Raw genomic sequence first — 12,078 nt, forward strand, 5'->3', positions numbered from 1 at the left:
CCGTGAGTGACCGCACCCCGCTGATGGCGGGCAACTGGAAGATGAACCTCAACCACCTCGAGGCCATCGCCCACGTCCAGAAGCTCGCCTTCGCGCTCGCCGACAAGGACTACGAGGCCGTCGAGGTCGCGGTTCTGCCGCCCTTCACCGATCTGCGGTCGGTGCAGACCCTGGTCGACGGCGACAAGCTGAAGATCAAGTATGGCGCCCAGGACCTCTCCGCGCACGACTCCGGCGCGTACACCGGCGAGATCTCCGGGCCGATGCTCTCCAAGCTGAAGTGCACCTATGTGGCCATCGGCCACTCGGAGCGCCGCCAGTACCACGCCGAGACCGACGAGATCTGCAACGGCAAGGTCAAGGCGGCCTTCCGGAACGACCTCACCCCCATCCTGTGCGTGGGCGAGGGCCTGGACGTCCGCAAGGCGGGCAACCAGGTCGCGCACACCCTCGCGCAGCTGGACGGCGCCCTCAAGGACGTCCCGGCCGAGCAGGCCGAGACCATCGTGATCGCGTACGAGCCGGTCTGGGCGATCGGCACCGGCGAGGTCGCCACCCCCGAGGACGCCCAGGAGGTCTGCGGGGCCATCCGCGCCCGGCTGGCCGAGCTGTACAGCCAGGAGCTGGCCGACAAGGTCCGGATCCAGTACGGCGGCTCGGTGAAGTCCGGGAACGTGGCGGCGATCATGGCGCAGCCGGACGTGGACGGCGCCCTGATCGGCGGCGCGGCGCTGGACGCCGACGAATTCGTCAAGATCGTTCGTTTCCGCGACCAGTGAGTAGGCCCTGAGCCGAGCCTCGTCGTACTCTGTCGGGGGTCGTGGTGGCGCGTTTCGTGCCTCCCCGGCCCCCGTCTCCCGTAATAAACCGTCCGTAACGAGCCCGAGAGAGTTGGTCCAGCTGTGATCATGGGGTTTTCGATCGCCCTCATCATCTTGAGCCTTTTGATGATGATGCTGGTGCTCATGCACAAGGGGAAGGGCGGGGGTCTGTCCGACATGTTCGGTGGCGGAATGCAGTCCTCCGTCGGTGGCTCTTCGGTCGCTGAGCGCAACCTGGACCGCATCACCATCGTGGTCGGGTTGCTGTGGTTCGTCGTCATCGTCGTGCTCGGGTTGTTGATGAAGCTCGACTGACGTTCGACCGAAGTGCTGTCGAGGCCCGATTCCGGCCCGATAACTGACGTACCGTCGTCAGTGCGGCCGATTCGCGGCCTATCATGGGGGTGGCGTCCTCAAGGGCGGGTGTAACTCCTGTCGATGGACGCGCGTTGGGCCTTTCGTAGACTGGGGCGCCGGGCAGCGGGGCCGCCATTTCGATGCTTCGCGGCACCATCACGCAGGGAGTTACGACCGTGGCAAGTGGCAACGCGATCCGTGGAAGTCGGGTCGGAGCGGGGCCGATGGGAGAAGCCGAGCGAGGCGAATCGGCGCCGCGCCTGCGCATCTCCTTCTGGTGCTCGAACGGGCACGAGACCGTGCCGAGCTTTGCCAGCGACGCGCAGATCCCGGACACGTGGGACTGCCCCCGCTGTGGCTTCCCGGCCGGCAAGGACCGGGACAACCCGCCGGACCCGCCCCGCACCGAGCCGTACAAGACCCACCTCGCCTATGTGCGGGAGCGGCGCAGCGACGCCGACGGCGAGGCGATCCTCGCCGAGGCGCTCGCCAAGCTCCGTGGCGAGATCTGAGCCGGACCGCGGCCCGGACCCCAGCGACAGCGCGTGACGACGGCCCGGCCGGGCACCCTACGGGGGTGCCCGGCCGGGCCGTTGTCAGTGCCGCGGGCTACGGTCAATTAGGTTGGTGGACAACGGGGGCCAGGCACCGATGAGAAGTGGGCTGATGTCCGAGATGAACGCAGAAGGCCGCACCAGGCTCGATCAGCTGCCGGAGTGGAACGCACTGGCCGAGCACCGCAAGGCGCTGGGCGACGCGCATCTGCGCGAGCTGTTCGCGAACGACCCCGAGCGCGCGAGCAGGCTCACGCTCCAGGTCGGCGATCTCCACGTCGACTACTCCAAGCACCTGGTGACGGACGAGACGCTGCGGTTGCTGCGGGAGCTGGCAGGGGCTACCGGAGTGACCGCGCTGCGGGACGCGATGTTCCGCGGCGAGAAGATCAACACGACCGAGAACCGCGCGGTGCTCCACACCGCGCTGCGCGCGCCCCACTCGGCGGTCATCACGGTGGACGGCGAGGACGTCGTCCCCGAGGTGCACGCGGTCCTCACCAAGATGAGCGTGTTCGCCGACCGCATCCGGGCCCGGGACTGGCACGGCCACACCGGCAAGCCCATCAAGAACATCGTCAACATCGGCATCGGCGGCTCCGACCTGGGCCCGGCCATGGCGTACGAGGCGCTGCGCGCCTACACCGACCGCGAGCTGGTCTTCCGCTTCGTCTCCAACGTGGACGGCGCCGATCTCCACGAGGCGGTGCGCGACCTGGACCCGGCGGAGACGCTGTTCATCGTCGCCTCCAAGACCTTCACCACCATCGAGACCATCACCAACGCCGTCTCCGCCCGCGAATGGCTGCTGAGCGGGCTCGGGGCCGGTGAGGAGGCCGTCGCGAAGCACTTCGTGGCGGTCTCGACCAACGCGGAGAAGGTCTCCGAGTTCGGCATCAACACGGACAACATGTTCGAGTTCTGGGACTGGGTCGGCGGGCGGTATTCCTACGACTCGGCGATCGGCCTCTCCCTGATGGTCGCCATCGGCCCGGACTGCTTCCGCGAGATGCTGGCCGGATTCCATCTGGTGGACGAGCACTTCACCACCGCCCCGCCGGAGCGGAACGTACCGCTGCTGCTCGGCCTGCTGGGCGTCTGGTACGGCGACTTCCACGACGCCCAGGCGCACGCCGTCCTGCCCTACAGCCACTACCTGTCCAAGTTCACCGCCTACCTCCAGCAGCTGGACATGGAGTCCAACGGCAAGTCGGTGGACCGGGAGGGCGACCCGGTCGGCTGGCAGACCGGCCCGGTGGTCTGGGGCACCCCCGGCACCAACGGCCAGCACGCCTACTACCAGCTGCTCCACCAGGGCACCAAGCTGATCCCGGCCGACCTGATCGGCTTCGCCAAGCCGGTGGACGACCTGCGGCCCGGGCTGGTCGCCCAGCACGATCTGCTGATGGCCAACCTCTTCGCCCAGGGGCAGGCGCTGGCGTTCGGCAAGACCCCGGAAGAGGTGGCCGCCGAGGGCGTGGCCCCGGAGCTGGTGCCGCACAAGACCTTCCAGGGCAACCGCCCCACCACCACCATCCTGGCCGCCGAGCTGAGCCCGTCCGTGCTCGGCCAGCTGATCGCGCTCTATGAGCACAAGGTGTTCGTCCAGGGCGCCATCTGGAACATCGACTCCTTCGACCAGTGGGGCGTCGAGCTGGGCAAGGTGCTCGCCAAGCGGGTCGAGCCCGCGCTGACCGAGGGCGCCGAGGTGCCGGGGCTCGACGCCTCGACGGCCGCTCTCGTCGCCACGTACCGCTCGCTGCGCGGCCGCTGAGGCACTGAAGCAGCCTCCGAAAGCGGCGATCCCCCGTGCGCACCCGAGCGCACGGGGGATCGCCGCCGGACAGCGCCTACGGCGAGGCCGGTGGGTACAGCTCGCGCGGCAGACCGCTCGCCGCCGCCCGGTCCAGCAGCCACAGCGTGCGGCTGCGGCCGTAGGCGCCCGCCGCGGGGGCCTGGATCTCCCCGGCCCCCGACAGGGCGATGGTCACCGCCTTCGCCTTGTCCTCACCGGCGGCCAGCAGCCACACCTCCCGCGCCGCGCGGATCGCGGGCAGGGTCAGCGAGACCCGGGTGGGCGGCGGCTTGGGTGCGCCGCGCACCGCGACCACCATCCGCTCGGTCTCCCGGACGGCGGGCAGCTCGGGGAAGAGCGAGGCCACATGGGTGTCCGGGCCGACGCCCAGCAGCATGACGTCGAAGGACGGTGCCGCGCCGTGGTTCTCCGGCCGTGCGGCGCGGCCCAGCTCGATGCCGTACGCCTCCGCGGCGGCCTCCACATCGCCGCCGTACGGGCCGTCGGAGGCGGGCATGGGATGCACCCGCGCCGGGTCCAGATCCACCGCGTCCAGCAGCGCCTCCCGGGCCTGGGTGACGTTGCGGTCCGGGTGGCCGTCCGGCAGGAACCGCTCGTCGCCCCACCACAGGTCCAGCCGGGACCAGTCCACCGCGTCGCGCGCGGGGGACGTGGCGAGGGCCGCCAGCAGGCCGTTGCCGTTGCGGCCGCCGGTCAGCACGACGGAGGCGGAGCCCCGGGCGGCCTGGGCGTCGACGATCTTCGTGATCAGCCGGGCCGCGGCCGCCTGGGCCATCAGCTCCTTGTCGCGGTGGACGACGACCTGCGGGGCGGTCACTTGTCCGCCTTTCCGCCGTTCCCGCCACTCCCGCCGTTCCCGCCGGGCTTTCCCTCCGGCTTGCCGCCCGGCTTCAGGTCCGAGGGCTTCGGAGCCGGCGGGGCCTGCGGCGGGGCGGGGGTGTTCGTCGGGGACGGAGCCGTGCCCGGGTCGCGCGTCGGCAGCGGCGGCCGGGGCGGCGCCGGCGCCTCGCGCGGCGCCTCGGCGGTCGCGGTGGCCGTGCCGCCGGACGAGGTGGCCGCCGCGGTCCCGGCGGGGGCCGGGTCGTGCTGGGCCGTACCGCCGCCGTTCAGCTTGTTCACGCCGAACTTCACCGAGATCGCGTACATCTCGTCCGGGTCGAGCCGGCGCAGCTCCTCGGCGATCAGCTCCGACATCTCCCGCCGCTGCAGCGCGACGTGCCGGTCCGGCTGGCCCGGCATCGCCAGCTCGGCCAGCGCGCCGTCGGCCCGGTCCAGGCAGATCACGCCGTCGGCCGTCTCCAGCCGCACCGCGGTCAGCCCCGGGCCCTCGGAGACCTGCCGGTCGACCGGGACCCGCAGCCGCTCGGCGAGCCACAGCGCGAGCAGTTCGCTGCTCGGGTTGTACGCCTCGCCCTCGACGACCGCGGAAGTGATCTTCGAGTGCTTCTGGTCCAGCGCGGCCGCCAGCACACTGCGCCACGGGGTGATCCGGGTCCACGCCAGGTCGGTGTCGCCCGGGGTGTACGTCTCGGCCCGCAGGCCCAGCGTGGCGACCGGGTCCTCGGTGGCCTGGGCGTCGGTGATGCGGCGCTGGGCCAGCTGGCCCAGCAGGTCCTTGGCGGGGTGCTCCGGGGCGTCCTCGGGCCACCACACCACGACCGGGGCGTCCGGCAGCAGCAGCGGCAGGACCACCGAGTAGGCGTGGTTGGCCAGTTCGCCGTGGAGCCGCAGCAGGACCGTCTCACCGGTGCCGGTCTCGCCGCCGACCCGGACCTCGGCGTCCATCCGGGCCATCTTGCGGTCGCGCGGCGAGCGGCCCGGCCGCTTGATGACGACCAGGATGCGCGAGGGGTGCTCCTTGGAGGCCTCGCTCGCGGCCTTCAGCGCGTCGTAGTGGTTGCCCTCGTCGGTGACGATGACGAGGGTGAGCACCATGCCCACGGCCGGAGTGCCGGTGGCCCGGCGTGCCTGGACCAGAGCGGAGTTGATCCGGCTGGACGTGGTGTCCGTGAGATCGATGTTCATGGCCGCCGCCAGCTCCGTCCGTCTCGTGCGAGCATCTCGTCCGCGGCCTTCGGCCCCCAGGTTCCGGCCGTGTACTGCTCGGGCTTCCCGTGCTTCTCCCAGTACTCCTCGATCGGGTCGAGGATCCGCCAGGACTCCTCCACCTCCTGGTGGCGCGGGAAGAGGTTCGCGTCGCCCAGCAGGACGTCGAGCAGCAGCCGCTCGTACGCCTCGGGGCTGGACTCGGTGAAGGACTCGCCGTACTGGAAGTCCATCGTCACGTCGCGGATCTCCATGGAGGTGCCGGGCACCTTGGAGCCGAACCGGATGGTGACGCCCTCGTCCGGCTGCACCCGGATGACCAGGGCGTTCTGCCCCAGCTCCTGGGTGTCGGTGGCGTCGAAGGGGGAGTGCGGGGCGCGCTGGAAGACGACGGCGATCTCGGTGACCCGGCGCCCCAGCCGCTTGCCGGTGCGCAGGTAGAACGGGACGCCCGCCCAGCGGCGGTTGTCGATCTCCAGCTTGACCGCGGCGTAGGTGTCGGTCTTGGACTGCGAGTCGATGCCGTCTTCTTCGAGGTAGCCGCGCACCTCCTCGCCGCCCTGCCAGCCGTGCGCGTACTGGCCGCGCACGGTGTGCTTGCCCAGTTCGCGCGGCAGTTTGACGGCGGTGAGGACCTTCAGCTTCTCGGTGACCAGCGCCTTGGCGTCGAAGGAGGCGGGCTCCTCCATGGCGGTCAGGGCGAGCAGCTGGAGCAGGTGGTTCTGGATGACGTCACGGGCGGCGCCGATGCCGTCGTAGTAGCCGGCGCGGCCGCCGATGCCGATGTCCTCGGCCATGGTGATCTGTACGTGGTCGACGTAGCTACGGTTCCACAGCGGCTCGAACATGGTGTTGGCGAAGCGCAGCGCCAGGATGTTCTGGACCGTCTCCTTGCCCAGGTAGTGGTCGATCCGGAAGACGTCGCTGGGCCGGAAGACCTCGTGGACGACCTGGTTCAGCTCCTGGGCGCTCTTCAGGTCGTGGCCGAAGGGCTTCTCGATGACGGCGCGCCGCCAGGAGTGGTTCTGCCCGTCGGACAGCCCGTGCTTCTTGAGCTGCTGCACCACGTTGGGGAAGAACTTGGGCGGCACGGAGAGGTAGAAGGCGAAGTTGCCGCCGGTGCCGCGGGCCTTGTCCAGCTCCTCTATGGTCGCCTTCAGCTTGGCGAACGCCTCATCGTCGGAGAATTCCCCGGGTACGAAGCGGAATCCCTCGGCGAGCTGCTGCCAGACCTCCTCGCGGAACGGGGTCCGCGCGTGTTCCTTCACCGCGTCGTGGACGACCTGGGCGAAGTCCTCGTGCTCCCAGTCGCGGCGGGCGAAGCCGACGAGCGAGAAGCCCGGCGGCAGCAGGCCGCGGTTGGCCAGGTCGTAGACGGCGGGCATCAGCTTCTTGCGGGACAGGTCACCCGTGACCCCGAAGATGACCAGGCCGGACGGCCCCGCGATGCGCGGGAGCCGCCGGTCCTTCGGGTCACGCAGCGGATTGCTGCTGGTGGTCAAGGTTTCACGCCTCCGACGGTGCGAGGCGGTTCAGCTCCGCCTCAGTGGACTTCAGCAGGTCGTTCCAGGACGTCTCGAACTTCTCGACGCCCTCGTCCTCCAGAAGCTGTACGACCTCGTCGTACGAGATGCCGATGGAGGCCAGGGCCTCGATGTCGGCCTTGGCCTGCTCGTAGCCACCGGCCACGGTGTTGCCCTTGATCTCGCCGTGGTCGGCGACCGCGTCGAGGGTGGCTTCCGGCATCGTGTTGACGGTGCCCGGGGCGACCAGCTCGTCGACGTACTGGGTGTCCTTGTAGGCCGGGTCCTTGACGCCGGTCGAGGCCCACAGCGGACGCTGCTTGTTGGCGTTCGCGCGGTCCAGGGCGGCCCAGCGGTCGGAGCCGAAGACCTCCTCGTACGCCTGGAAGGCCAGCCGGGCGTTGGCGATGGCGGCCTTGCCGCGCAGCGCCTTGGCCTCGTCGGTGCCCTGCTTGTCGATGCGCTTGTCGATCTCGGTGTCCACCCGGGACACGAAGAAGGACGCCACCGAGTGGATCTTGGAGATGTCGAGACCGGCCGCCTTGGCCTTCTCCAGACCGGTCAGGTACGCGTCCATGACCGCGCGGTAGCGCTCCAGGGAGAAGATCAGCGTGACGTTGACGCTGATGCCCAGGCCGATCACCTCGGTGATGGCCGGAAGGCCCGCCTGGGTGGCCGGGATCTTGATGAAGGTGTTCGGGCGGTCCACCAGCCAGGCGAGCTGCTTGGCCTCGGCGATGGTGGCCGTCGTGTTGTGGGCCAGCCGCGGGTCGACCTCGATGGAGACCCGGCCGTCCTGCCCGCCGGTCGCGTCGTGGACCGGGCGCAGGATGTCGGCGGCGTCCCGGACGTCCGCGGTGGTGATCATCCGGACGGCTTCCTCGACGGTGACCTTGCGGGCCGCGAGATCGGTGAGCTGCTGCTCGTAACCGTCGCCGCCGGAGATCGCCTTCTGGAAGATCGACGGGTTGGTGGTGACGCCGACGACATGCTGCTGGTCGATCAGTTCGGCGAGATTGCCGGAGGTGATCCGCTTCCGGGAGAGGTCGTCGAGCCAGATCGCGACGCCTTCGTCGGCCAGCCGCTTGAGTGCGTCTGTCATGGGGTGTGTCTCCTGTTGCTCGTCGCTGTTCAAGTCGGATGCGGGCGTCACTGCCCGGCGGCGTCCAGGGACTCGCGGGCGGCGGTGACCACGGAGTCGGCGGTCAGGCCGAACTCCCGGTAGAGCACCTTGTAGTCGGCGGAGGCGCCGAAGTGCTCCAGCGAGACGATGCGGCCGGCCTCGCCGACGTAGCGGTACCACGTGAGGCCGATACCGGCCTCGACGGCCACGCGCGCCTTCACGGACGGCGGCAGCACGCTGTCGCGGTACCCCTTGTCCTGCTCTTCGAACCACTCGATCGAGGGCATCGAGACGACACGGGTGGGTACACCGGCGGCCTGCAGCTGCTCACGCGCCTCGACGGCGAGCTGGACCTCGGAGCCGGTGCCGATCAGGATCACCTGCGGCTGGCCGCCCTCGGCCTCGAACAGGACGTACCCGCCCTTGGCGGCGTCCTCGTTCGCCTCGTACGTCGGCACGTTCTGCCGGGTGAGCGCGAGGCCGTGCGGGGCCGGCTTGTCGTTGTGGCGGCGGGTGATCTCGCGCCAGGCGATGACGGTCTCGTTGGCGTCGGCCGGGCGCACGATGTTCAGGCCCGGGATGGCGCGCAGCGCGGACAGGTGCTCGACCGGCTGGTGGGTGGGGCCGTCCTCGCCGAGGCCGATGGAGTCGTGCGTCCACACGTAGGTGACCGGCAGCTTCATCAGCGCGGCCAGCCGCACGGCCGGGCGCATGTAGTCGGAGAAGACGAGGAACGTGCCGCCGTAGACACGGGTGTTGCCGTGCAGCGCGATGCCGTTCATGGTCGAGCCCATGGCGTGCTCGCGGATGCCGAAGTGGATCGTCCGCCCGTACGGGTCGGCCTCCGGCAGCGGGTTGCCCTTCGGGAGGAAGGACGAGGACGCGTCGATGGTGGTGTTGTTGGAGCCCGCGAGGTCGGCCGAGCCGCCCCACAGCTCCGGGATCACTCCGCCGAGCGCCTTGAGCACCTGACCGGACGCCTTGCGGGTGGCGACGTCCTTGCCCGCCTCGAAGACCGGCAGCGCGCTCTCCCAGCCGTCCGGCAGCTCACCGGCGGTGACGCGGTCGAAGTCGGCGGCGCGGCCAGGGTTGTTGTTGCGCCACTCCTGGAGCTTCTTGTCCCAGGCGGCGTGCGCCTCGCGGGCGCGGTCGACCAGGCCGCGGGTGTGGTTGATGACCTCGGTGTCGACCTGGAAGTGCTGCTCGGGGTCGAAGCCCAGGACCCGCTTGGTGGCGGCGACCTCGTCGGCGCCGAGCGCGGAGCCGTGGGAGGCCTCGGTGTTCTGCGCGTTCGGCGCGGGCCAGGCGATGATCGTGCGGGCGGCGATGATCGAGGGGCGCTCGGTCTCGGCCTGCGCCGCCTTGAGCGCCGCGTACAGCTGCTCGATGTCGAAGTCGCCGTCGGCCGCCTGCTCGATGCGCTGGACGTGCCAGCCGTACGCCTCGTACCGCTTCAGCACGTCCTCGGACAGCGCGGTGGCGGTGTCGCCCTCGATGGAGATGTGGTTGTCGTCGTACAGCGCGACGATGTTGCCCAGCTTCTGGTGACCGGCCAGCGAGGACGCCTCGGCGGAGATGCCCTCCTCCAGGTCGCCGTCGGAGACGATCGCCCAGATGGTGTGGTCGAACGGAGAGGCGCCCTCGGGCGCCTCGGGGTCGAACAGTCCACGCTCGTAGCGGGCGGCCATCGCCATGCCCACCGCGTTCGCGATGCCCTGGCCGAGCGGCCCGGTGGTGGTCTCCACACCGGTGGTGTGGCCGTACTCCGGGTGGCCCGGGGTGAGGCTGCCCCAGGTGCGGAACGACTTGAGGTCTTCCAGCTCCAGGCCGAAGCCCGCCAGGTAGAGCTGGACGTAGAGGGTCAGGCTGGTGTGCCCGGGGGAGAGGACGAACCGGTCGCGGCCCACCCAGCCCGCGTCGGACGGGTCGTGCCGCATCAGCTTCTGGAAGAGAAGGTAGGCGGCGGGCGCGAGACTCATGGCCGTGCCAGGGTGGCCGTTACCGACCTTCTGTACGGAGTCCATGGCCAGGACGCGGGCGGTGTCAACGGCCCGCTGGTCCAGATCGGTCCATTCAAGGTCTGTGGTAGTCGGCTTCGTGCTCACCCTGAGTCAGGGCTCCTCTCCACAATGTCGCTGTCCGGTGACCGTGTGCACACCGGCGCTGTCGAGCCTACCCCTGTAAGAACGGTCATCTTTTCGAGTTCCACTCAACGTCCTGGGGAACGAATCCCAAGGTTCCGGCATTCCCTCGGAGTTCCCTTACAGGGCTCACGGAAAGCGGTGTTCCGGCGGCGTCCCCGTGGTCATCGGGGGGTTATACGGACCGTCCGCGCTGGTCTTCGGGGGATACCAACACGACCCGACCCCGGCGGCAGGCGGCGTATCCGCTACGTCTAGAGTGGCGTGGTACGCGCAAGTCTTTACCGGGGCTTCATCTCCGGTGCTTGCTGGTTCTTGCTTCCACCAGGGGTGTGCGTGACGGCCGTCGAATCCCGTCCTGCGGGGGTGCTCGAAACGAGCGAATCGAGCCTCGGTCAGCGGCTTCCCGGCCGCCGGCCGGCCGGGGCCCGGGTCAAGGCGTTCGTGACGCTGACCAAGCCGCGCGTCATCGAACTGCTGCTGATGACCACGGTCCCGGTCATGTTCCTGGCCGCCCAGGGCGTCCCGGATCTGTGGCTGGTCCTCGCGACCTGTGTCGGCGGCTATCTGTCCGCCGGTGGCGCCGCCGCGTTCAACATGTATTACGACCGCGACATCGACGCGATGATGGACCGCACGTCGCAGCGTCCTCTGGTCACCGGCATGGTCTCGCCGCGCGAGTGCCTGGTCTTCGCCTTCTCGCTCGCCGTCGCCTCCACCGCCTGGTTCTGGGTTTTCGTCAACCCGCTGTCCTCGATGCTGGCCCTCGGCGCGCTGGCCTTCTACGTCCTCGTCTACACGATGTGGCTCAAGCGGCGTACCTCGCAGAACATCGTGTGGGGCGGCATCGCGGGCTGCATGCCGGTGCTCATCGGCTGGTCGTCGGTCACCAATGAGGTGTCCTGGGCCGCGGTGATCCTCTTCCTGGTCATCTTCTTCTGGACGCCGCCGCACTACTGGCCGCTGTCCATGAAGGTCAAGGAGGACTACGAGCGGGCGAGCGTGCCGATGCTGCCCGTCATCGCGGGCAACAAGGCGGTCGCCCGGCAGATCGTCCTCTACAGCTGGGCCATGGTCGGCGTCTCACTGCTGCTGTGGCCGCTCGGCTACACCGGCTGGTTCTACCCGGTGGTGGCGACCGTGCTGGGCGCGTTCTGGCTCAAGGAGGCGCACGGGCTCCAGGCGCGCGCCCGGGCGGAGATCACCGGCGCGAAGCTCAAGGAGATGCGGCTGTTCCACTGGTCCATCACCTATGTCTCGCTGCTGTTCGTCGCCGTCGCCGTGGACCCCTTCCTGCGGTAATTACCGGCGGGTAGCATCGGTGGTATGGCAGATACCACGCAGGCGTCCCCGAAAGACGAGAAGCGGGCCCAGCGGCTCGCCCACCAGATCACGGCCTTCGCCAAGAGCCACGGCGGCAGCGCCGAGGGCCAGCTCGCCCACATCGGCCGCGGCACCGTCCGGATCGCCCTGGTGGGCGCCAACGGCGAATGGGGCACCCTCGTCGCCCCCAGCCAGGACACGGCCCGCCGCGCCGTCGAGATCGCCGGGCTCACGCTCCAGGACGACTTCGACGGCGACCTCGCGGCGAAGGTCCGCACGGGTCCGTACGAATGGAAGCGGATGGCCGGCATCCAGCTGGGCGGCCCGCGCAACACCCCCGACGCGTGAGCCGTAAAGCCTTCAGCCGCAAAGCC

The 12,078-nt window shown here is 69.8% G+C and carries 11 protein-coding genes; 6 read left to right on the top strand and 5 right to left on the bottom strand.

Translation table 11 applies throughout. From position 1 onward, the window contains the following. Window positions 1–2: 2 nt before the first annotated feature. The 4 genes from tpiA to pgi all read left to right on the top strand — a co-directional run bounded on the left by tpiA (window position 3) and on the right by pgi (window position 3,506). Window positions 3–779 carry a triose-phosphate isomerase gene (gene tpiA, locus ACFZCY_RS08450; RefSeq protein WP_391170225.1) on the top strand — a complete coding sequence of 259 codons (777 nt, stop codon included), beginning with the start codon at window positions 3–5 and terminating at the stop codon, window positions 777–779. Between the two features lie 129 nt (window positions 780–908). Continuing rightward, on the top strand, window positions 909–1,136 hold the full coding sequence (secG, locus tag ACFZCY_RS08455; RefSeq protein WP_039942143.1) for a preprotein translocase subunit SecG: 228 nt from the start codon (window positions 909–911) through the stop codon (window positions 1,134–1,136). A 218-nt stretch (window positions 1,137–1,354) separates the two neighbouring features. Then, complete coding sequence (locus tag ACFZCY_RS08460) at window positions 1,355–1,690, top strand: RNA polymerase-binding protein RbpA (RefSeq protein ID WP_009718803.1); 336 nt, start codon at window positions 1,355–1,357, stop codon at window positions 1,688–1,690. Between the two features lie 163 nt (window positions 1,691–1,853). Continuing rightward, window positions 1,854–3,506: a glucose-6-phosphate isomerase gene (gene pgi, locus ACFZCY_RS08465; RefSeq protein ID WP_391170440.1), complete on the top strand. Its 1,653-nt coding sequence runs from the start codon at window positions 1,854–1,856 to the stop codon at window positions 3,504–3,506. A 76-nt stretch (window positions 3,507–3,582) separates the two neighbouring features. Here pgi and pgl read toward each other — a convergent pair whose 3' ends face one another. The 5 genes from pgl to tkt are packed head-to-tail and all read right to left on the bottom strand — an operon-like array spanning window position 3,583 to window position 10,345. Then, window positions 3,583–4,365: a 6-phosphogluconolactonase gene (gene pgl, locus ACFZCY_RS08470; protein WP_391170226.1), complete on the bottom strand. Its 783-nt coding sequence runs from the start codon at window positions 4,363–4,365 to the stop codon at window positions 3,583–3,585. Beyond that, window positions 4,362–5,573: a glucose-6-phosphate dehydrogenase assembly protein OpcA gene (opcA, locus tag ACFZCY_RS08475; RefSeq protein ID WP_391170227.1), complete on the bottom strand. Its 1,212-nt coding sequence runs from the start codon at window positions 5,571–5,573 to the stop codon at window positions 4,362–4,364. Before opcA ends, pgl begins: the two co-directional genes overlap by 4 nt. After that, window positions 5,570–7,096 carry a glucose-6-phosphate dehydrogenase gene (zwf, locus tag ACFZCY_RS08480; protein WP_361483390.1) on the bottom strand — a complete coding sequence of 509 codons (1,527 nt, stop codon included), beginning with the start codon at window positions 7,094–7,096 and terminating at the stop codon, window positions 5,570–5,572. Before zwf ends, opcA begins: the two co-directional genes overlap by 4 nt. Window positions 7,097–7,100: 4 nt before the next feature. Next, entirely contained in the window at window positions 7,101–8,219 is a 1,119-nt protein-coding gene (tal, locus tag ACFZCY_RS08485) for a transaldolase (protein WP_391170228.1), read from the bottom strand. Between the two features lie 47 nt (window positions 8,220–8,266). Continuing rightward, on the bottom strand, window positions 8,267–10,345 hold the full coding sequence (gene tkt, locus ACFZCY_RS08490) for a transketolase (RefSeq protein WP_391170229.1): 2,079 nt from the start codon (window positions 10,343–10,345) through the stop codon (window positions 8,267–8,269). A 372-nt stretch (window positions 10,346–10,717) separates the two neighbouring features. Here tkt and ACFZCY_RS08495 point away from each other — a divergent pair, with 372 nt between their 5' ends. Then, window positions 10,718–11,683 (top strand): heme o synthase, encoded by a 966-nt coding sequence (locus ACFZCY_RS08495; RefSeq protein WP_391170230.1) that lies wholly within the window; start codon window positions 10,718–10,720, stop codon window positions 11,681–11,683. Between the two features lie 24 nt (window positions 11,684–11,707). Beyond that, entirely contained in the window at window positions 11,708–12,052 is a 345-nt protein-coding gene (locus ACFZCY_RS08500) for a hypothetical protein (protein ID WP_391170231.1), read from the top strand. The last annotated feature ends 26 nt before the right edge of the window (window positions 12,053–12,078 follow it).

Source organism: Streptomyces sp. NPDC007983 (assembly GCF_042958345.1).
GTDB lineage: Bacteria > Actinomycetota > Actinomycetes > Streptomycetales > Streptomycetaceae > Streptomyces.

Bases quoted from the DNA above. Each gene is read 5' to 3' on its own strand.
- ACFZCY_RS08500 (WP_391170231.1), top strand. From the start codon at position 11,708: ATGGCAGATACCACGCAGGCGTCCCCGAAAGACGAGAAGCGGGCCCAG.
- tal (WP_391170228.1), bottom strand. From the start codon at position 8,219: ATGACAGACGCACTCAAGCGGCTGGCCGACGAAGGCGTCGCGATCTGG.
- opcA (WP_391170227.1), bottom strand. From the start codon at position 5,573: ATGAACATCGATCTCACGGACACCACGTCCAGCCGGATCAACTCCGCT.
- secG (WP_039942143.1), top strand. From the start codon at position 909: ATGGGGTTTTCGATCGCCCTCATCATCTTGAGCCTTTTGATGATGATG.
- pgi (WP_391170440.1), top strand. From the start codon at position 1,854: ATGAACGCAGAAGGCCGCACCAGGCTCGATCAGCTGCCGGAGTGGAAC.